This window comes from Natronolimnobius baerhuensis, assembly GCF_002177135.1.
GTDB classification, from domain to species: Archaea; Halobacteriota; Halobacteria; order Halobacteriales; family Natrialbaceae; genus Natronolimnobius; species Natronolimnobius baerhuensis.
In genome coordinates, this window is record NZ_MWPH01000002.1 from 801,997 (window position 1) to 821,774 (window position 19,778).

Genomic DNA, 19,778 nt, shown 5'->3' on the forward strand with positions numbered 1-19,778 from the left:
GACGCTCGTTCCCACGGTCAAACGGGCATCTTTGCACACGTCAACAATGACATATGAGCTACTCGCGTTCGCGCTGTTTGCGTCCGTCACGCTCGCCAGCGCGCTGGGTGTGGTCCTGTTACAGGATCCATGGCACTCGGCGCTCATGCTCGGCGTTGCGCTGATGAGCATCGCGGTTCATTTCGTGATGCTGGCGGCGGAGTTCGTCGCCATGATGCAGATTCTCGTCTACGTTGGCGGGGTTCTCATCCTCATCACGTTCGCCGTGATGCTCACCCAGCGCGATGAGACGGACGACGGCGTGGATTCCGATGAGGTGGTACAGACATGACGCGGCGACCGAAGCTTCGACTCGGCTCGACACTTGCACCGGGCATCCTCGCAGTGGGACTGTTCGCGCTGATGGCGCTGATCGTTTTGAACACACCATTCGGTACGATGCCCGATGCAGCGTTCGAGGTCGACTCAATCACCGCCGCAATCGGCTACGCGCTGTTCGATCTCGGGCCGCTGCAGGAAACGGACGGCGTCTCCGGCACCGAGCCGTTCCTCGCTGCGTTCTTGTTGATCGCGCTCACGCTCGATGCGGCACTCGATGCCTCGCTCGTCCTCGCAAAACGTGAGGAATCGGGCGAGCCGGTTGCCGCCCTTGCAAGTCGTGGCTCCGACGCAGGTGACGCCACGGACGGAGGTGCAGACTGATGACGGTCGGGATCGAGTACTACGTGCTCCTGTCGATGGCGCTGTTCTCGATTGGCCTCTTTGGCGTCCTAACACGCCGGAACGCACTGTTGTTCCTGATGTCAGTCGAGCTCATGCTGAACGCGGCGAACATCAATCTGGTCGCCTTTGCGTTCTATCACGGCAATCTGTCGGGGCAGGTGTTTGCGCTGTTTGCGATGGCGCTTGCTGCCGCGGAGGTTGCGGTTGGACTCGGCATCATCCTGGTGTTGTATCGCAACTTCCGTGACGTCGACGTCACGGTTCCGACGACGATGAGGTGGTAAGATGGAAGGTGTATTTGATTTCGCTCCGGCGATTGCACTGTTCCCGCTCGTGGCGTTCGTCGTCGCGCTGGCCTTTGGCAAGCATATGCCAAAGAAGGGCGCGCTGGCGGGCATCATCGCGACGGCAGGCTCGCTCGTACTGTCGGTGTTGATGCTTGCGGCCGTCGCGATTGGTGAAGAGGGGTACTATCACGAAACGCTCTACGAGTGGACCGCAGGTGAGGCGGCGAGTCAGGTCGGTGCCGAGGGGATTTCGTTCACCTTTGGCATCCTGATCGACCCGCTGGCGGCGTTGATGCTCGTCATCGTCTCGCTCGTTGCGTTCCTCGTGCACGTCTTCAGCCTCGGCTACATGAACGACGAGGGCGAAACTGGCCTGCCGCGATACTACGCCGGGCTCGGCCTCTTTACGTTCAGCATGCTCGCGTTCGTCTACGCGGACAACCTGCTGATGGCCTTCATGTTCTTCGAACTCGTGGGCCTGTGTTCGTTCCTGCTGATCGGCTTCTGGTTCCGCACGCGCTCGGCCCCGTCGGCCGCGAAGAAGGCGTTTCTGGTCACCCGCTTCGGTGACTACTTCTTCCTGGTTGGGGTCGTCGCCATCGCAGCCACGTTCGGCACGCTCCAGTTCGCCGGCGACGACTCGTTCGTCGTGGCCGCCCAGACAGCTATCGACGGCGGCGATGAACTGTTCGGCTTCGACGCCCAGACGTGGGTGACGATCACCGGATTGCTCGTACTGGGTGGTGTGATGGGTAAATCCGCTCAGTTCCCACTGCACACCTGGCTGCCCGACGCAATGGAAGGTCCAACCACCGTTTCCGCACTGATTCACGCGGCGACGATGGTCGCAGCCGGTGTCTACCTCGTCGCGCGGATGTTCGGCTACTACGCACTCAGCCCGACAACCCTCGCGATTATCGCGTTCATCGGTGGCTTCACAGCACTGTTCGCCGCCACGATGGGCGTCGTCAAAGACGACATCAAACAGGTACTGGCGTACTCGACGATTTCCCAGTACGGGTTCATGATGCTCGGTCTCGGCGTCGGCGGCTACGTCGCCGGGGTCTTCCACCTCATGAACCACGCCTTCTTCAAGGCCTTGCTGTTCCTGGGTGCCGGTGCCGTCATCGTCATCATGCACCACGAACAGGACATGTGGAAGATGGGCGGGCTCAAGGACAAAGCGCCCGTCACCTACTACACGTTCCTCGCGGGCGCACTCGCACTCGCGGGCATCATCCCGTTCTCGGGCTTCTGGTCCAAGGACGAAATCCTGTACGACGCCCTGATCGTCGGCCTCGAAGAACCCGTGATTATGGCCGCCTACGCGATGGGTCTCGTCGCCGTCTTCTTTACCGGCTTCTACACCTTCCGGATGGTCTTCTTGACCTTCCACGGTGAGCCGCGATCCGAGACGGCCGAGAACCCACATCCCGTCGGCTGGTCGATCAAAGCACCGCTGATCGTACTTGGCGTCCTCGCGCTCGTCGCGGGTGCGGCAAACCTCGCGCCGGTCGCTAAACTCGCCAACGTCGACATTACGTTCCTCCAGAGTTGGCTGGAAGGTGGCGTCGGCGACGCGACGTACGCCGCCTACTCGGAGACACTCTTCAGCGGTGACGATCCGGTCTACAACACCGACTACATCGGCACGGAAGAGACCACGGTCCTGGTCGCGGCTGGGCTCTCCTTGCTGCTTGCCTTCTCCGGCGCTGGCGTGGCCTGGAAACTCTACAACGTTCCAGAGCCCGTCCGCCACAAAGAGCGACTCGGCAGCGTTCGCGAAACGCTCGAGTCGAACTACTACCAGGACGAGTACCAGGTCTGGCTCGCAGAGGGCCTGACGTTGCCGCTCGCTCGAGCGGCGGATCGGTTCGACCAGACGGCAATTGACGGCGTCGTCAACGGGACGTCGACGGCGAGCCTGCTGGGGAGCGAACGGATGACTCGGTTGCAGACCGGACTCGTGACGAACTACGCGGCCCTGCTCGTAGCCGGCTTTATCGGCTTACTGCTTCTCCTCGGCATTAGTGGGGGGTGGTTCCTATGATGATTGAAGCACTGATTGGAGTGGCACTACTCGGCGCGCTCGTGACGTTCCTCGCGCCGAATCGTATCGCGGGGAAACTAGCGTTTGCGATCAGCCTGGTGCCTGCTGCACTCAGCCTGTGGATGTTCACGGCGTTCGACGGCAGCGGCAACGCCTTGCTCGATGGCGAACTCGCCTTCGAGTCCCAGTTAGAGTGGATCCAACTCGCGGACTACTCGATTTCGTGGTTCGTCGGGCTGGACGGCATTAGCCTGCCGCTGGTCGTGCTGACGACGGTGCTGACGTCGCTTGCGATCATGAGTTCGTGGACGCCGATTGACGAGCGCGAATCCCAGTTCTACGGGCTCGTGCTCTTTATCGAGGCGAATCTGATCGGCGTCTTCACGGCGCTTGACTTCTTCGTCTGGTTCATCTTCTGGGAGGCAGTCCTGATCCCGATGTATCTGCTGATCGGGATCTGGGGCGGCCCGCGCCGGAAGTACGCGGCGATCAAGTTCTTCGTCTACACGAACGTCGCCTCGCTCGTGATGTTCGGTGCGTTCATCGCGCTCGTGTTCGGACTCGACGTCTCGAGCTTTGCGCTGCCGGAGATCACGGATGCGATGCTCAACGGCGGTCCCGATGGCTTCCTCGGCGTTGATGGTACGACGCTCGCGTCGGTCGTCTTCGTCGCGATGTTCCTCGGATTCGCCGTGAAGGTGCCAATCGTGCCGTTCCACACCTGGCTGCCTGACGCTCACGTCGAGGCACCGACGCCCGCGTCGGTGCTGCTTGCCGGTGTGTTGCTGAAGATGGGGACCTACGCACTGCTCCGATTCAACTTCACGATGTTCCCAACGGAGATCATCGAACCGTTCGTGATCCCGATTGCCACAATCGCGGTCATCAGCGTCATCTACGGCGCGATGCTCGCACTCGCACAGACGGACCTCAAACGGATCGTCGCCTACTCCTCCGTGTCGTCGATGGGCTACGTCATCCTCGGCCTGATCGCGTTCACGCAGTTCGGCGTCGGCGGCGCAACGTTCCAGATGGTCTCACACGGCCTCATTTCGGGGCTGATGTTCATGGCCGTCGGCGTGATCTACAACGCCACCCACACCCGGATGGTCACCGATATGTCCGGGATGGCAGACCGCATGCCGGTCGCCGTCGGCATCCTCATCGCCGGCGCCTTCGGTTACATGGGACTGCCGCTGATGAGCGGGTTCGCCGCCGAGTACTTCATCTTCTTCGGCGCGTTCGGCTCGGACCTGCTCACCTACGCGCCGATCTTTACGGCACTGGCGATGTTCGGCATCGTCATCGTCGCTGGCTACCTGCTGTTTGCACTCCAGCGCGCCGTCTTCGGCCCGTATCACCTAGAAACCGACTACGAAGTCAGTCGCGCCCCACTGCACGATGTCGCCCCGATGTTCGTCTTGCTCGGGCTCATCATCGCCCTGGGTGTCGCGCCTGATCTGATCTTCGAGATGATTACCGACGCAGTCGATCCGCTCCTCGAGAGCGCAACCGGAGGTGAACTGTAATGGCGGTGTTCGACCTGCCCGCGTGGGCCGGCCTCGCACCGGCACTGATCCTCGCAGGGACGGCGATATTCCTGTTCCTCCTCGACAGTCTCTCGCGGCGGTCGATGAGCCGCGAGATACTCGCGGGAACGGCGACCGCCGGCGCGCTCGCGTCGCTCGGCGTTGCCGTCTGGTTTACCGTCGCCGGCGTCGGCGCGCCCGGCATGGAGAACGGACACGGCGTTATCACGCTGTTCGACGGCGGGAACGCCTTCGTCGGCGACGGCCTGTTCGTCGTCGACCAGCTCGCGCTGTTCTTCATGATCATCGTCGCGGTCGTCACCGCGCTGGTGGCCGTCGCGAGCTACGACTACATGGACGGCCACGCTCACCAGGCAGAGTACTACTCACTGCTGGTGCTTGCGGCGACCGGGATGTCGCTGATGGCGGCCGCCAACAGCCTCGTGACGATCTTCATCGCACTCGAGTTGGCGAGCCTGCCGTCGTACGCGCTCGTCTCGATTCTGAAGGACAATCGCGGCAGCGTCGAAGGTGGTTTGAAGTACTTCCTGATCGGCGCGGTGTCCTCGGCGATTTTCCTCTACGGAATTTCGCTGGTCTACGGCGCAACCGGCGTCATGCAACTCGACTTGATTGCCGACGAACTCGCCGGCGGCGACGTTGATCCGTACGGCGGCCTGCTGGGACTTGGTATCCTGATGCTGATCGGTGGCTTCGCGTTCAAGACCGCGAGCGTTCCGTTCCACTTCTGGGCACCCGAGGCCTACGAGGGCGCGCCGGCACCGATTTCGGCGTTCCTCTCCTCGGCCTCGAAGGCAGCCGGCTTCGTGATCGCGTTCCGCGTGTTCACGACCGCGTTCCCACTCGAGATCACGGGTGACGTCATCGGTGTCGACTGGACGCTCGCCTTTATCGTGCTCGCGATTGTGACGATGACAGTCGGGAACTTCGCTGCGGCAACCCAGCAAAACGTCAAGCGGATGCTCGCGTACTCCTCGATTGGCCACGCCGGCTACGCCCTGATCGGCCTCGCCGGACTGACGGCCGACGGGGGCGAACTCGTCATGGGTGCGGCAATGATGCACCTGCTGGTCTATGGCTTCATGAACACCGGTGCATTCCTGTTCGTCGCCCTCGCGGAGTACTGGGGCGTCGGGCGCACGTTCGAGGACTACAACGGCCTCGCACGACAGGCACCACTCGCCTGTGTGGCACTGGCCGTGTTCATGTTCAGTCTGGCCGGAATCCCGCCGTTTGGCGGCTTCTGGAGCAAGTACTTCCTCTTTACCGGCGCACTCGAGGCAGGATTGCTCGTCGTCGCCGCCGCACTGGTGGTCAACAGCGCACTCTCGCTGTACTACTACTCGCGGCTGGTCAAGGCGGTCTGGATCGAAGACCCAGTCGTCGACCGTGATTCGCTGGGACAGCCAACGGGGCTGTACGCCGCCATCATCTTCGCGGCCGTCATGACGGTCTTGTTGTTGCCCGGCTTCGGACCGGTCGTTGACGTCGCAATCGACGCGGCTGCAGCGATCATCTGATCGCCAGTCGCCTGTTGTTCGTTCGCACTGCTGATTTTGTGTCTCTGCGTTCGCACCTGAGCCATCGCATCGAGAAAGCGCAACCCGGTAGTTTTTACCCGACGGCGTTGCAAGCGGCGGTACATGGTTTTCCGGCTCGTACTCGGGTGCGGGACTGTCGGTCGCCAGGTCGTCGAACGGCTCGAGGCCGCAGCAGACAGTGATGATCGGCTGCTGGTCATTACGACCGACGAGAGCGTCGTTGAGGCGCTTCGCGATGAGAGTATTCCCGCACGGTCTGGTGATCCCACCGCGAGCGACGTCCTCGACGCACTCGAGTCGCCGGATGTGCTCTTCGTCGGCGGTGATCGAACCGACACGAATCGGGTGATCCTCGAGCGTGCCCGCGCGACGTTCCCGGGGGCGTCTATCGTCGCCTACGCGGGTGGCAATTCAGCGAGTCACGACCGGCGGGCGTTCGACGAGTATGCTGATGCAGTCGTCGATGCTGAGGGTGCACTCGTCGAACAGGTACTGGCCGAAACGGCGAGTCCACAGGCCAACACCGCCATCGGACTTCGCTATCATCTGCGCACAATTGACGGCCCGCTCGCGGTCGTCATGCACGACAATCCGGATCCTGATGCGATTGCGAGTGCCGTTGCACTCGTAGATATTGCCGAATCCATGGGTCTCGAGGCCGAGGCCTGTTACTTCGGGGAAATTTCCCATCAGGAGAACCGGGCGATGGTCAACTTGCTCGACCTCTCCCTTCGTAACCTGTCCCCGGCGGACTCACTCGAGGCGTATGGCTCGTTTGCATTGATTGACCACTCGCGGCCGGGGATCAACGACGGGTTGCCGACCGACCTCGAGGTGGATGTCGTCATTGACCACCACCCGCCGAGAGGGCCGGTTCCGGGGACGTTCGTCGAACTCCGCGAGCAAGTCGGGGCAACGAGTACGATTTTGACGGAGTACCTCGAGCAGTTCGATCTACCGTTCGACCGGGCGACAGCGACGGCCCTGTTGTACGGCATTCGGATCGATACGAGCGATTTCACGCGGGAAGTCGCCCCGGCGGATTTCCGTGCGGCATCGGTGCTGTGGCCCTATGCGGATACATCGTTGCTCGATCAGATCGAACAGCCGACAATCGAAGGCGACACACTCGAGACGATTGCGCGAGCAATCAAGAACCGCGAACAGCGAGGGGCGGTTGCTGTCGCAAGCGTTGGGCAACTCAGTAGCCGGGATGCTCTTCCACAGGCGGCAGACCAGTTACTCGCGATGGACGGCGTCGATACGACGCTCGTCTTTGGCTTTCGCGACGAGATGGCGTTTTGCTCGGCGCGCTCGCGGGCGACCGATATCGACCTCGGCGAGACGCTTCGCGATGCGTTCGACCGAATCGGAAGCGCAGGCGGCCACGCCGATATGGCCGGCGCACAACTCGAGATTGGCATTCTCGCCAGTGCTGATGACGAGGACGAGGTTGAATCGATTGTCAGCGTCGTCGAGGAAGTCATCACGAACCGCTTTTTCGAGGCAATCCGGACGCACCCGGGCACGCCGGTTGGGACCTATAGCCAGACCAGCGAGTGGTTGTTCACGCTCGAGGACTGATCGTACCAACTGAAACGATTTCCACACTGATCGTAACCGATCCTGCGATCAGGTGTGCAGTGACTTTCAACAGCGACTATCGGTTGCTCAATTTCATCTCTTTGATCACGACAGAAAGTGTCTAAGCACGGTACTTATCCGGGCAGAAGGCTTCAACGTGTATATGTGTGAACGGGACGGGGCTTCTGAACGGTCCTTCTGGGGAGAGACGGACGATATCGAGGCCCGCAAGCACTATCGCAGCCTCATCAATACGATTGACGACGGCATGTATCGACTCGACGCTGAGAATTGCCTCGTCTCGGTCAACGACACCCTCCTCGAGACAACCGGGTACACACGTACGGAACTGCTCGGAGAGCACGTATCCGTGCTTTTCGGAGACAACAGTGCGACGATCAGCCAGGAAATCGACCGTCTGCGAGCGACCGCCGCCGCCGACAGCACGGTCCTTGAGGTCACCATCGAGACCGCCGAGGGGGAACGGATTCGTTGTGACGTTCGGGTGAACGTACTCGAGACGGGTGAGACCACACAGGAAACAGTCGGACTCGTTCGCGAAGTTGATGACCGCGAACAGGCGAAAACGGACGCCACTGAAGCGACCTTTCGTCGACTGTTCGAGAACGTGCCCGGCAACTATCTCATCGTCCAACCTGACGACTACGAAATCGTCGCCGTAAGCGATGCGTATCTGGACGCGACGATGACCGAGCGAGCGGAGATGATAGGGAAGACCCTGTTCGAAATCTTCCCGAACAACCCCGACGATCCGGCCGAGGGTACTGGAAACCTGCGCGAGTCTCTCGATAGGGTCGCAGAGACTGGGGAAGCGGACACCATGTCGGTGACGCACTATCCGATCCCTGACCGCGAGTCCGGAAGCAACGAGTTCGAGGAGCGGTGGTGGACTCCGATCAATTCGCCGGTGTTTGATACGACTGGTGAACTCGATTATATCGTACACAGCGTTGAGGACATCACTCCAATCGTCCAAGAGCTCCAGGCGGAGGGCGAGCAGGAACTGCTACAGGATCCAGACACGGCGGATTCGCGGCTCGCATCTGACATCGTACTGCGTGGCCAGGAGTTGCTCCAAGAGGCAAAGCAAGAGGCGTACGAACAACTGCGCCAGAGCGAAGAACGCTTTCGCGCACTGGTTACCACCACGTCTGACGTGGTATTCAGTACGAACGCGGATTGGAGCGAGATGCACAGTTTGGAGGGGTCGGATTTCCTCGCTGACACCGACGAGCAAGAGCCGTCATGGGTTGAACAGTACGTTCCACCCGAAGACCAGCCACAGGTTCAAGATGTCATTGACGAAGCCATTCGCACGAAACGCAGCCTCGAGCTAGAACACCGAGTCGTTCGTGAAGACGGCACCGTCGCCTGGATCGTCTTGCGTGCCACACCGCTCGTGGATTCCGATGGCGAACTCACTGGATGGTTGGGTGCGGCGAACGACGTCACCGAGCGGGTCGAACGCGAGCGCTATCTCGAGGATGCCAAAGAGCGACTGGAGGCGGCGGCCGAAGCCGGCGCTGTTGGAACCTGGGAGTGGCATATTCCCGATGATCGAATGGTCACGAGTGCGTCGTTCGCCACGAAGTTCGGAATCGATCCCGACGCGGCTGCCGAGGGAGTCTCACTGGAGGAGTTCATCTCGGCTATCCACGATGAGGACCGCGAGCGAGTCAGACAGCAGATCGAGGACGCCATCGACTCTGGCGAGGAGTACGAAGCAGAGTACCGGGTGTGGGACGCTGACGGCGAACTTCGGTGGGTCGTCGCGCGCGGTCACGTCGAATGTGACGACGACGGAAATCCAGTCACGTTCCCCGGTGCACTGGCTGATATCACCGAGCGCAAGCGCTTCGAGCGACAACTTGCAGAATCCAACAAGCGCCTCGAACAGTTCGCCTACGCCGCCTCACATGACTTACAAGAGCCGTTGCGGATGGTGACGAGCTATCTCAAGTTGATCGAGCGCCGCTACGCGGACGAGTTTGACGAGGACGGCGAGGAATTCCTCGAGTTTGCCATCGACGGTGCCGACCGGATGCGCAACATGATCGAAGGACTGCTCGTGTATTCGCGGGTCGAAACGCATGGTGATCCCTTCGAGCCGGTCGATCTGGACGCCGTTCTCGCGGATGTTCGCCGGGACCTCGAGATGAAAATCGACGAGAGCGATGCCACAATCACGGCCGAGTCGCTCCCTCGTGTTGAAGGCGATCCAGGGCAGTTGCGTCAGGTATTCCAGAACCTGCTGTCGAACGCAATCGAGTACAGCGACGACGGCCAGCCACGGGTAGCGATTTCGGGTGTGCAGAACGGATCCGAGGTACTCGTCTCGGTCTCCGACAATGGAATCGGCATCGACCCAGATAACAGAGACCGTGTCTTCGAACTATTCCAGAGCCTACACGCCCAAGACGAACACTCGGGGACGGGGATCGGCCTCGCGCTCTGTAAGCGCATTGTCGAGCGTCACGGCGGTCGAGCGAGCGAAGCGAACTCGAGCTCGGCAGGCTCGCGAAGCGAGTCTGTCGGCGGCGATATCTGGGTCGAGTCCGAACCGGGCGAGGGGTCGACGTTCTCGTTTACGCTCCCCGCTGCACGCGATGACACTCCGTGAATTCACTCGATAGTCGCCACTAACTGTCTGTGGCTCCGATACCAGTACTTTTGCGCCCGGGCCTGTTAGGGTGTGTATGGAAGAGGTCGTATCAGATGGGCGAAAACCACGAGTAGAAGAGTACATGACGCGCGACGTGGTGACGGTCTCGCCCGATGCGACCGTCGGCGACGTCGCGGCCAGAATCGCCGAGAGTGACAAACACAGCGGCTTTCCAGTCTGTGAGCGCCGCCGCGTCGAGGGCTTTGTCAGCGCCCGCGATCTCCTGTTAGCCGACGACAACGACCCGATTTTCAGGGTGATGACGACCGATTTACTCGTTGCCCATCCCGAGATGAAAGTGACCGAAGCAGCACGTGTTATTCTCCGGTCTGGCATCCAGAAACTCCCTGTCGTCGACGACGCGGGCAACCTCGTCGGCATCATCTCGAACGCCGACGTGATCCGCAGCCAGATCGAACGCGCCACGCCCGAAAAGGTGGGCAAACTCATGCGCACGCTCGAGCAGATTCACGATATTTCACTCGAGCAGTCCCGTCGGACGGTGCCACTGCCTGAACTGACGCCGACACAGGGGCGCGTCTACGCCGACGAACTCGAAGGGAGACAGTACGAACTCGAGCGTGGACTGGCCGAACCGCTCGTCGTCATCGACAACGCTGGCTCGTTGCTGTTGGCAGATGGCCACCATCGCGTCCTCGCAGCGGATCGCCTCAAAATCGACGAGATGGACGCCTACGTGATCGTCATCGACTCGCCGGTCGACCTTGGAATGGCCAGAACGGCGAAAAAGGAAGGTCTCGAGTCGATTGCAGATATCGACGTTGTCGATTACGCACGGCATCCGCTCGTCCAGACGACGAAGCGACTGCAATCACCGGAGTAATCTCGAGACCGCCACGACTGGCAGTCTGGCGGTGCGTATCCAGCATCCGAGAGTGCTGGCTGTACAGTTATCCGTCGCGATGAAGTAGCCGGTTCGATGACTGAAACTGGCGCTGGACCATCTGCGGAGTCGAAACGCGTCCTTCTCGCGGGCGCAAGCGGCCGAACGGGCATCGAACTCCTCTCTGTCTTGCGACCGACCGACCTGACTGTCCGCGGGACCACCCGCTCGTATGCGACCGTCGAAACCCTCGAGCGCCACGGCGCAGACGAGGTGGTCGTCGCTGACTTTTTCGAACCGCGCGATGCCGTGACTGCTGTCGAGGACTGCGATATCGTCTACTGTACAGTTGGGACGCCGCCAAGCTATCGACACGTTACCGGCAGCAAACTGGTCGACCGAACCGGTGTCATCAACCTCGTGACGGCTGCGCTGGCATCCGACGTCTCGCATTTCGTCTTCGAGAGCGCAATCGGCGTCGGCAGCTCGAAACGCGGCCTTTCGCTTCCGGCCCGCCTCCTCATCCGGGGCTCACTGCGAGCGAAACAGGATGCTGAGAGCGCGCTCCGGCGATCCGGCCTGTCGTATACAATCGTCCGGCCGGGCACACTCACCGACGCACCCCCGCGGGGCGACCTCGTCGTCGGCGAGGGCGGCGACTCCGTCGCCGGATCGATCCCACGGGCCGACGTCGCACGGATCATGGCCGCTGCGCCGTTTACCCCCGCCGCACACAATCGCACACTCGAGGCCGTCAGCCGTGCTGGCCTCTCGGAAACGCCGCGCAACCTCGCCGATATCGACTGGGCATTCGACAAAGTCGACGTCGACCTCGAGCACCCACGCACCTAACTCGACATCCCCGTCCGAAAATCGCCGTACTCGAGGCGATTCCAATTTCTCGGGGGAACGTTTATCCCGATAATGGTCGATAATTTCAGTTGTTATGAGTGACGACCCCGACAGTGACGCCGACGGAGAACTCGAGGCACGACTCGAGGAACAGGACGCGTTCGATCCGCCCGAGTCGTTCGTCGAACAGGCGAACGTCAGGGACGAGGAAATCTACGAGACGTTCGAAGAGGAGTGGCCCGAGTGCTGGGAACAGGCAGCCGACCTGCTGTCGTGGGACAGTGAGTATGACACCGTCCTCGAGGATGACGACGAGCCGTTCTACGAGTGGTTTACGGGCGGAGAGTTGAATGCGTCCGCGAACTGTTTGGATCGTCACGTCGAGGATGGCGCGAAAAATCGTGCGGCGATCCAGTGGGAGGGTGAACTGGGCGAGACGCGCACGTACACCTACGGCGAGTTACTGAACGAAGTCGAAGCCTTCGCAGCAAGTCTTCGGGACCTTGGCGTCGAAGAAGACGACGTTGTGACGCTGTACATGCCGATGATCCCCGAGTTGCCGATTGCGATGCTCGCGTGTGCGCGAATTGGCGCGCCACACAGCGTCGTCTTTGCGGGCTTCTCCGCGGATGCACTCGCGACGCGGATGAACGCCGCCGAGAGTGAGTATCTCGTTACCTGCGACGGCTACTATCGCCGCGGCGATGCCCTGAACCACAAAGAAAAGGCAGACAAGGGTCTGCGTGGGGTCGACCACGACGTGACGAGCGTTGTCGTCGACCGGCTTGGCGACGAACTCACGCACTTCCTCGGCAGTAACGCCCACGACTACGGCGACCTCGTCGAGGAGCACGCGGGCGCATCTGTTGAGCCAGTCTCTCGTGACGCAGAAGACATGCTGTTCCTGATGTACACGTCGGGGACGACAGGCGAGCCGAAAGGCGTCAAACACACCACGGGCGGGTACCTCTCCTATGCGGCCTGGACGAGCCACGCTGTTCTCGACATCAAACCCGAAGACACCTACTGGTGTGCGGCCGATATCGGCTGGATCACTGGCCATTCCTACATCGTCTACGGGCCGCTCGCGCTGGGAACAACGACGATGATGTACGAGGGCACGCCGGATTACCCCGAGCGCGACCGTCTCTGGGAGATCATCGAGCGCAATCGCGTCGATATCTTCTACACCGCTCCAACCGCAATCCGCTCGTTCATGAAGTGGGGCGAGCAGTTCCCCGCCGAACACGACCTGTCCTCGCTGCGCCTCCTTGGCACCGTCGGCGAGCCAATCAATCCGCGCGCATGGAAGTGGTACTACACGCACATCGGCAACGAGGAGTGCCCCATCGTCGACACCTGGTGGCAGACCGAAACCGGCGGCATGATGATCACGACGCTGCCGGCGCTCACCACGATGAAACCCGGCACTGCAGGGCCGCCGCTACCGGGCATCGACGCACAGGTCGTCGACGCAGCAGGCCAGGAAGTCGAGGCCGGCAAAGCGGGCTACGTCACAGTCAATAAGCCGTGGCCGGGCATGCTCCGAACGCTGTACAACAATGACGACCGATTCCTCGAGGAGTACTGGCAGGAGTACTCCGACCCCGATAGCGACGAGTGGGTCTACTTCCCCGAAGACGGTGCGAAGATCGACGACGACGGCTACATTACGATCTTGGGCCGCGTCGACGACGTGATCAACGTCTCCGGGCACCGCCTCGGAACCATGGAGATCGAATCGGCCGTCGTCGGCGTCTCCGGCGTCGCCGAAGCCGCCGTCGTCGGCGGCGACCACGACGTCAAAGGCGAAGCCGTCTACACCTACGTCATCTTAGAGGACGGCCAAGAGGCAACCGAGTCCATGCGCGAGCGAATCGTCGAATCAGTCGAAGACGGCATCGGCCCGATTGCTCGCCCCGAGAGCGTGGTCTTCACGCCCGAACTACCCAAAACCCGCTCGGGTAAGATTATGCGCCGCCTCCTCGAGGATATCGCAAGCGGCAACGATCTGGGCGACACGTCGACGCTTCGCAATCCCGAGGTCGTCGACGAAATCGCAGGCCACGTCGACGACGAGTAACCTCGCGTCTTGGGCTTACTCGAGTTCGAACTCGTCCGAACGCTCGAGCATTGAGACGGTATAAAAGACGAGCGCGAGCGTGACAAGAAAGGTCGCGCTGACGACCGCGCCATAGAGCGCGAACGACCCTGGTGAGATCGCGACCGGCATCGCGAGAATCGTTGTTTCCTCGAGGCCGGTCCACGCCTGCACCGCGTAGCCAGCGCCCGCACTCAGTGCAGTGACGGCGATGATTGCAGCGAGACCGTACCCAAGCAGTCGACGCTGGTCGCTCGAGGTGGGATCGGAGTCGGTCGTTGTGGACGTTCCGGGAGTCATTGGACTGTCTCAGACGTCGCGGTCGATCACGAACTCGGTAAACTCCCGAAGTTTGCGATCCGTCTCGTCATCAAGTGGAAGGGTATCGAGTTCTGCACACGCAGTCGCGGCGATATCGAGGGCGCGCTCGCGGGCGTACTCGACGCTGTCAGTCTCCTCGAGAATCGCCAGTGCCTCGAGAATGTCGTCCTCGGTGTTGGTGTCGGCCGACAGGATGTCCCGAAGCCGGTCTGCAGTTTCAGGGTTGCTTTCGGACAGCGCGTGGATGACCAGCAGCGTCTTTTTGCCCTCGCGAACGTCGTTGCCGAACTCCTTGCCGAAGTCGCCGGCGCGGCCAAGTGAGTTTTCGACGTCTAAGATGTCGTCGCCGATCTGGAACGCGACGGCGGTCAGTTCGGCGTAGGTGGCCAGTGCCTGCTCGACATCGGCAGGCTGATCCGTCAGGATAGCTGCGAGTCGGGCGACGATCCGGCCGAGACAGCCGGTTTTGCACGCACACATCTCGAGGTACTGGTCGGTCGTAATGTCGACCTCGTGTTCGTTGTGCCAGTAGATGTCCATCCCCTGGCCGAGGTGGGTGCGGTTGAGTTCGTCCATGAGCATCTCGTAGGCGGCGAGGCGTTGCTCGGCGGGGAGGTCGGCTTGCGTCTGGGTGAGCAACTTGAGCGGCAGGAAGTACATCGCGTTGCCGGCGTTTAAGGCAACGTCCTGATCGTAGATGTGATGCAATGCTGGTTCGCCCCGGCGTTTGGTCGCCTCGTCTTCGACGTCGTCGACGATGATCGTTCCGTTGTGCAAAACCTCGGGGATACAGGCGTAGTGCAGGTACTCTTCGGGATCTTCGCCGAAGCCCTCGACGAAGACCAAAAAGAGCACGGCACGCCAGCGTTTCCCGCCCCGGTCGAGCAGTTCCCAGAGCGGGTCAGAAAGCGCCCGCTGTATCCCTGCTGAGTCGTACTCGTACGTTGGCTCGCCGAAGAACGTCTCGAGGTGTTCGTCGTCGATCTCCCGTGGGACGAGGTCTGCAATCGCCTCGTCGACGGCCGGCCGCCATTCGGCAAGCGTCTCCCGCATACATCCTCCGAGAGCGACCGGGGTAAAAAAGATTCAGTTTGTCGTGTCGATTCTTGCCTGCCATGTTCGGCGAGTCGCCAGTGCGCATCGGCGCACAACCGTATGCTTTTGAGCGGGCCGTGTGAAAGACCGGCTATGGATGCCGCGTGGAGTGGGCGCGACGAGTTCGCCGTCGGTGTCGTCGATTGCGACGCACCCGAGAGCGACCACGCCAGCGCGGTTGCAACCCTCGTTTCCGGTACCGACTGTCCGCAGGGACTCGAGTGTATCCGTGGGAACCTCGAGACCCTGCAGGATGCCGACCTCGACCTGCTGATCGCCGAGGGCGAGGGCGCGCTGTCGGCGGTTGCACGTTCTCCGCTTTCCCGCCCCGTCCTGCCAGTTGGCGACGTCTCCGGCATCGAAACCGTCGCTCGCGAGTACGTCCCCGCCGTGCTTCCAGTCGTTTTTGACGGTGGCGCACGCGAAGTCACTCACCCCGTGCTTTCGGCTGAAATCGTTGACGGAGATGGGACCGCTCTCGGAATCGAACAGGCACTGTTCGACGTGACGCTCGTGACTGATGAACCCGCACGCATCTCGGAGTTCGCTGTCCGAAGCCGGGGCGATACCGTCGCCTCATTTCGCGCCGACGGCGTCGTCGTCTCGACACCTGCCGGCAGCCACGGCTACGCCAGCACACTCGAGGCTCCACAGCTGTCTGCGGCTATCGACGCCGTCGCTGTGACACCGATTGCTCCCTTCGTTACCAAAACCAGTCGGTGGGTGCTCCCCGACGACGGCGTCCGGCTTACCGTCGAACGCGACGAGGGGCCGATTCAGGTCGTCGCCGACGAGCAAGAATGCACGACGATTGCTGTCGATGGGGCTGTTACCGTTTCTGCGACGGACGCGCTCTCGACGCTTGCCGTTCCGGAGGACGCCCTCGAGTCGGACGCATAAGTGAGTGGGTGCCTCTCGAACCGATTGACAAAAAGCGATGGGCGCAGCGTGACGACAGGCCACCGCACGGACCAGCCGACGTTCTGGCGTTAGCTGTTATACGGCTCTTCGTCCCGGTGGTGGTTCGGGTTCGTATTCTCGAGGGCGTCGTTCTCGCGCTCGTCGGATTTGTGTTCGATATCCTGTCGGCGCTGTTCTTCCTGGTGCTCTTCGCGTGCTTCTTGTTCCTCCTCGGTGAGTTCCTCGTTGTCGTCCTCGTCGTCGTCCTTGTCGGTTTTCTCGTGCTCGAGTTCGACGTCTCGCCCGTGTTCGTCCTTGCCAGTCTCATCAGTGTTGTTAGACATAGTGATCCCATCTGGAGGTACCAGTGATCGCTCAAAAGGGGTTGGGCTTGCGAGGGTCGGCACTCGAGTATCACCGCTTTTACCAGGCGTCGCCGGATGCGAGGTCGATCTCCGAATCGCCTTTCTCGGAGGGACAGATATCGGCGAGCACGCAATCACTACAGTCGGGATTTTGCGCGCTGCAGGTTGCCCGGCCGTGGTCGATACAGAGGTGCGTAAACTGCTGCCAGTAGCCTTCAGGAACGATTGTCATCAGATCCTGTTCGATCTGTTCTGGATACTGTTCCTCGGTGAGGCCGAGTCGACGCGAGAGGCGTTGGACGTGCGTGTCAACGACGATTCCCTCGACGACGTCGTGGCCGTGCTGAAGCACCACGTTGGCCGTCTTCCGGCCGACGCCCGACAGTTCCGTCAGTTCGTCCATCGTGTCGGGGACCTCCCCGTCGTGCTCCTCGAGAATCAACTCACAGGAGGTGCGGATGTACTCCGCTTTGCTGTTGTAGTACGTGATCGAACTCAGGTCCTCAGCGAGTTCCTCCTGCGGTGCGTTCGCGTAGTCCTCCGCGCCGTCGTACTTCTCGAAGAGGTGTTCCGTCTCTTTGTTCACCCGTTCGTCGGTACACTGTGCCGAGAGGATCACCGCGATCAGCAACTCGAGGCGATTCGAATAGCGAAGCGAAATTGTCGAGTCGGGATAGGCCTCTTCGAGGCGGTCAATGACCGTTTCGGCTTGTTCCTCGCGCGTCTCGCGTGGGGTTCCCATAGGTGGATCATTGGATGGTCGGCGTTTCAGCGTTCGGATTCACGCTCTCTTCTTTGTGTCAAGATGCTGTACAGTATCGCGTTACTGAACAGATGCCGTGAGCTTTATACAATCATCACACCCGTGTCACGGTATGAAAGCGACGGCGATGGCCCACCCGATTCAGGGTCTCGTAAAATACCACGGGATGCGCGACGATATCGAACGACTGCCATACCACGACAGCATCAGTGTCTGTACGGCACCGAGTCACACGCGGACGACCGTCGAGTTCTCGATGGACTACGACGAGGACACCTTCGTCGTCGACGGCGAGGAACTCGAGGGCCGCGCGGCCGAACGGGTCGAGGCCGTCGTCGAGAAAGCGCGCTCGAAATCCGACGCCGCCCACACGGTGTATCCGGTGCGTCTCGAGAGCGAGAACAGTTTCCCGACGAACGTCGGGCTTGGCTCGTCGTCGTCGGGCTTTGCGGCCGCGGCGATGGCGCTCGCGGAGGCAGCGGAACTCGATGCCTCGAAACAGGAGATTTCGACGATTGCGCGCGTCGGCTCGGCGTCTGCGGCCCGTTCCGTCACGGGTGCGTTCTCGCAGTTGCATACGGGGATGAACGACGACGACTGCGTTTCCCGGCGAGTGCCGAGTAATCTCCACGAAGACATGAAGATCATCGTCGGGCTCGTGCCGTACCACAAAGAGACCGAGGATGCCCACGACGAGGCCGCCGACAGCCACATGTTCCAGGCGCGAAACGCCCACATCCACGGCCAGATCGCGAAGATGCGCGATGCGCTTCGGAACGACGAATTTGATTCGGTGTTCGAACTCGCCGAACACGACTCGCTCTCGCTCGCCGCGACAACGATGACCGGCCCCGAAGGCTGGGTCTACTGGCAGCCAGCGACGCTTGCCATCTTCAATCGCGTGCGCGAACTGCGCGAAGAAGAGGACATTCCGGTCTACTTCTCGACGGACACCGGCGCGAGCGTCTACGTCAACACCACCGAGGAACACGCCGAGCGCGTCGAAGAAGAGATTTCGGACTGTGGCGTCTCGACGACGATCTGGGACGTCGGCGGCCCCGCACGCCTGCTCGAGGACGAAGACGACCACCTGTTCTAATCGACAGTCGGTCGTTTTTCTGCTCGTTACCAGTCCAGCGATCCGCCGCTCTGGTACTCCGTGACCTGTGTCTCGAAGAAGTTCTTCTCTTTGTTCAGGTCGACCTGCTCGGACATCCACGGGAACGGATTCTCCGTCTCGTACTGTGTGGGCAAGTCGAGTTGCTCGAGTCGTCGATCCGCGATGTGTTCGACGTACTCTGCGAACTGCGCTGGTCCCATCCCGAGCATCTCGTCCGGGCAGGCTTCGGTGGCGTAGCGCTTCTCGAGTTCGACAGCCTCGGTGATGAGGTCGACCATGTCTTCGCCGAACTCGTCGGTCCAGACGTCGGGGTTTTCGGTGCGGATCTGCTCAACGAGGTCGACACCGAAGCCCACGTGGAGCGATTCATCGCGCAGGATGTACTCGAACTGCTGGCCGATGCCGACCATCTTGTTCTGGCGTTTCAGCCCGAGCATCATGGCGAAGCCGGCATAGAAGAAGATGCCCTCCATGATGACGTAGAAGCCGATCACGTCGCGCAGGAACTCGCGGAGATCTGCCTCGGTCTCGAGTGTAAAGTCTGGTTCAGTGATGACGCGGGTGAGGTCGACGACGTAGTCGTCTTTCGCTTCGATTGAGGGGATGCGGTCGTACATGCCGTACATGTAGTCGGGGTCGAAGCCGAGCGAGTCACAGCAGTAGATGAACGTATCTGTGTGAATCGCCTCCTCGTAGGCTTGCCGCAGGAGGTACTGTCGGCATTCGGGAGCGGTGACGTACTCGTAGAGTGCAAGGACGATGTTGTTCGCGGTCAGGGATTCGGCCGTCGAGAAAAAGCCGAGGTTCCACTCGACGAGGCGGCGCTCGTCGGCGGTGAGCGCGTCGCCTTCCCACTGGCGAACGTCGTCTTGCATCGGAATCTCCTCGGGCACCCAATTGTTCGCAACGCCGGCTTCGTAGTACTCGCGTGCCCAGTCGTAGTCGATTGGGAGGATCTTGTTCGGGTCGTGCTGGTCGTCGTTGTTGATGACTGGCATA

At 61.1% G+C, this 19,778-nt stretch carries 18 protein-coding genes; 13 read left to right on the plus strand and 5 right to left on the minus strand.

Translation table 11 applies throughout. From position 1 onward, the window contains the following. Positions 1–46 precede the first annotated feature (46 nt). From B2G88_RS10220 to acs, 11 genes are all read left to right on the plus strand, one after another. Entirely contained in the window at positions 47–331 is a 285-nt protein-coding gene (locus B2G88_RS10220; protein ID WP_054863759.1) for an NADH-quinone oxidoreductase subunit J, read from the plus strand. Further along, entirely contained in the window at positions 328–702 is a 375-nt protein-coding gene (locus B2G88_RS10225; protein WP_054863760.1) for a hypothetical protein, read from the plus strand. Before B2G88_RS10220 ends, B2G88_RS10225 begins: the two co-directional genes overlap by 4 nt. Continuing rightward, positions 702–1,007, plus strand: a complete 306-nt coding sequence (gene nuoK / locus B2G88_RS10230) for an NADH-quinone oxidoreductase subunit NuoK (RefSeq protein WP_054863761.1) — start codon at positions 702–704, stop codon at positions 1,005–1,007. The genes B2G88_RS10225 and nuoK overlap by 1 nt, the downstream gene beginning before the upstream one ends. A gap of 1 nt (position 1,008) precedes the next feature. Beyond that, a complete protein-coding gene (gene nuoL / locus B2G88_RS10235; protein ID WP_087714705.1) occupies positions 1,009–3,060 on the plus strand; it encodes an NADH-quinone oxidoreductase subunit L in 2,052 nt (683 codons plus the stop codon). Continuing rightward, on the plus strand, positions 3,057–4,589 hold the full coding sequence (locus tag B2G88_RS10240) for a complex I subunit 4 family protein (RefSeq protein ID WP_087714706.1): 1,533 nt from the start codon (positions 3,057–3,059) through the stop codon (positions 4,587–4,589). The genes nuoL and B2G88_RS10240 overlap by 4 nt, the downstream gene beginning before the upstream one ends. After that, positions 4,589–6,130 carry an NADH-quinone oxidoreductase subunit N gene (locus B2G88_RS10245; RefSeq protein WP_087714707.1) on the plus strand — a complete coding sequence of 514 codons (1,542 nt, stop codon included), beginning with the start codon at positions 4,589–4,591 and terminating at the stop codon, positions 6,128–6,130. The genes B2G88_RS10240 and B2G88_RS10245 overlap by 1 nt, the downstream gene beginning before the upstream one ends. Before the next feature lie 123 nt (positions 6,131–6,253). Then, on the plus strand, positions 6,254–7,735 hold the full coding sequence (locus tag B2G88_RS10250; RefSeq protein WP_087714708.1) for a DHH family phosphoesterase: 1,482 nt from the start codon (positions 6,254–6,256) through the stop codon (positions 7,733–7,735). A gap of 163 nt (positions 7,736–7,898) precedes the next feature. Next, positions 7,899–10,376 (plus strand): PAS domain S-box protein, encoded by a 2,478-nt coding sequence (locus tag B2G88_RS10255; RefSeq protein ID WP_087714709.1) that lies wholly within the window; start codon positions 7,899–7,901, stop codon positions 10,374–10,376. 76 nt (positions 10,377–10,452) lie between these two features. Continuing rightward, on the plus strand, positions 10,453–11,262 hold the full coding sequence (locus B2G88_RS10260; RefSeq protein ID WP_054863763.1) for a CBS pair associated ParBc domain-containing protein: 810 nt from the start codon (positions 10,453–10,455) through the stop codon (positions 11,260–11,262). A 96-nt stretch (positions 11,263–11,358) separates the two neighbouring features. Beyond that, positions 11,359–12,114, plus strand: coding sequence for an NAD(P)-binding oxidoreductase (locus B2G88_RS10265; protein WP_054863764.1), 756 nt, complete (start codon positions 11,359–11,361; stop codon positions 12,112–12,114). A gap of 94 nt (positions 12,115–12,208) precedes the next feature. Next, positions 12,209–14,197 carry an acetate--CoA ligase gene (gene acs / locus B2G88_RS10270; RefSeq protein WP_087714710.1) on the plus strand — a complete coding sequence of 663 codons (1,989 nt, stop codon included), beginning with the start codon at positions 12,209–12,211 and terminating at the stop codon, positions 14,195–14,197. Positions 14,198–14,212: 15 nt separating this feature from the next. Here the strand turns inward: acs and B2G88_RS10275 are convergent, their stop codons facing one another. Beyond that, positions 14,213–14,515, minus strand: a complete 303-nt coding sequence (locus tag B2G88_RS10275; RefSeq protein ID WP_054863765.1) for a hypothetical protein — start codon at positions 14,513–14,515, stop codon at positions 14,213–14,215. 9 nt (positions 14,516–14,524) lie between these two features. After that, positions 14,525–15,589, minus strand: coding sequence for a polyprenyl synthetase family protein (locus B2G88_RS10280; RefSeq protein ID WP_054863771.1), 1,065 nt, complete (start codon positions 15,587–15,589; stop codon positions 14,525–14,527). 135 nt (positions 15,590–15,724) lie between these two features. Here B2G88_RS10280 and B2G88_RS10285 point away from each other — a divergent pair, with 135 nt between their 5' ends. Then, positions 15,725–16,531, plus strand: a complete 807-nt coding sequence (locus B2G88_RS10285; RefSeq protein WP_087714711.1) for an NAD(+)/NADH kinase — start codon at positions 15,725–15,727, stop codon at positions 16,529–16,531. Positions 16,532–16,620: 89 nt separating this feature from the next. Here B2G88_RS10285 and B2G88_RS10290 read toward each other — a convergent pair whose 3' ends face one another. Beyond that, on the minus strand, positions 16,621–16,875 hold the full coding sequence (locus B2G88_RS10290; RefSeq protein ID WP_054863766.1) for a hypothetical protein: 255 nt from the start codon (positions 16,873–16,875) through the stop codon (positions 16,621–16,623). A gap of 79 nt (positions 16,876–16,954) precedes the next feature. Further along, positions 16,955–17,638, minus strand: coding sequence for an endonuclease III (nth, locus tag B2G88_RS10295; RefSeq protein WP_054863767.1), 684 nt, complete (start codon positions 17,636–17,638; stop codon positions 16,955–16,957). A 133-nt stretch (positions 17,639–17,771) separates the two neighbouring features. On the opposite strand from nth, the gene mvaD reads away from it, so the two are divergent. Continuing rightward, on the plus strand, positions 17,772–18,758 hold the full coding sequence (mvaD, locus tag B2G88_RS10300; protein WP_054863768.1) for a phosphomevalonate decarboxylase MvaD: 987 nt from the start codon (positions 17,772–17,774) through the stop codon (positions 18,756–18,758). Positions 18,759–18,784: 26 nt separating this feature from the next. Here the strand turns inward: mvaD and B2G88_RS10305 are convergent, their stop codons facing one another. Further along, positions 18,785–19,777: a ribonucleotide-diphosphate reductase subunit beta gene (locus B2G88_RS10305; protein WP_087714712.1), complete on the minus strand. Its 993-nt coding sequence runs from the start codon at positions 19,775–19,777 to the stop codon at positions 18,785–18,787. Between the last annotated feature and the right edge of the window lies 1 nt (position 19,778).

Excerpts from the sequence above, each read along its gene's own strand:
- B2G88_RS10240 (WP_087714706.1), top strand. The coding sequence starts at position 3,057 with ATGATGATTGAAGCACTGATTGGAGTGGCACTACTCGGCGCGCTCGTG.
- B2G88_RS10275 (WP_054863765.1), bottom strand. The coding sequence starts at position 14,515 with ATGACTCCCGGAACGTCCACAACGACCGACTCCGATCCCACCTCGAGC.
- B2G88_RS10290 (WP_054863766.1), bottom strand. The coding sequence starts at position 16,875 with ATGTCTAACAACACTGATGAGACTGGCAAGGACGAACACGGGCGAGAC.
- nth (WP_054863767.1), bottom strand. The coding sequence starts at position 17,638 with ATGGGAACCCCACGCGAGACGCGCGAGGAACAAGCCGAAACGGTCATT.
- B2G88_RS10220 (WP_054863759.1), top strand. The coding sequence starts at position 47 with ATGACATATGAGCTACTCGCGTTCGCGCTGTTTGCGTCCGTCACGCTC.
- nuoL (WP_087714705.1), top strand. The coding sequence starts at position 1,009 with ATGGAAGGTGTATTTGATTTCGCTCCGGCGATTGCACTGTTCCCGCTC.
- B2G88_RS10225 (WP_054863760.1), top strand. The coding sequence starts at position 328 with ATGACGCGGCGACCGAAGCTTCGACTCGGCTCGACACTTGCACCGGGC.
- B2G88_RS10260 (WP_054863763.1), top strand. The coding sequence starts at position 10,453 with ATGGAAGAGGTCGTATCAGATGGGCGAAAACCACGAGTAGAAGAGTAC.
- B2G88_RS10245 (WP_087714707.1), top strand. The coding sequence starts at position 4,589 with ATGGCGGTGTTCGACCTGCCCGCGTGGGCCGGCCTCGCACCGGCACTG.
- B2G88_RS10255 (WP_087714709.1), top strand. The coding sequence starts at position 7,899 with ATGTGTGAACGGGACGGGGCTTCTGAACGGTCCTTCTGGGGAGAGACG.
- B2G88_RS10305 (WP_087714712.1), bottom strand. The coding sequence starts at position 19,777 with ATGCCAGTCATCAACAACGACGACCAGCACGACCCGAACAAGATCCTC.
- mvaD (WP_054863768.1), top strand. The coding sequence starts at position 17,772 with ATGAAAGCGACGGCGATGGCCCACCCGATTCAGGGTCTCGTAAAATAC.
- nuoK (WP_054863761.1), top strand. The coding sequence starts at position 702 with ATGACGGTCGGGATCGAGTACTACGTGCTCCTGTCGATGGCGCTGTTC.
- B2G88_RS10280 (WP_054863771.1), bottom strand. The coding sequence starts at position 15,589 with ATGCGGGAGACGCTTGCCGAATGGCGGCCGGCCGTCGACGAGGCGATT.
- B2G88_RS10250 (WP_087714708.1), top strand. The coding sequence starts at position 6,254 with ATGGTTTTCCGGCTCGTACTCGGGTGCGGGACTGTCGGTCGCCAGGTC.
- B2G88_RS10265 (WP_054863764.1), top strand. The coding sequence starts at position 11,359 with ATGACTGAAACTGGCGCTGGACCATCTGCGGAGTCGAAACGCGTCCTT.
- acs (WP_087714710.1), top strand. The coding sequence starts at position 12,209 with ATGAGTGACGACCCCGACAGTGACGCCGACGGAGAACTCGAGGCACGA.
- B2G88_RS10285 (WP_087714711.1), top strand. The coding sequence starts at position 15,725 with ATGGATGCCGCGTGGAGTGGGCGCGACGAGTTCGCCGTCGGTGTCGTC.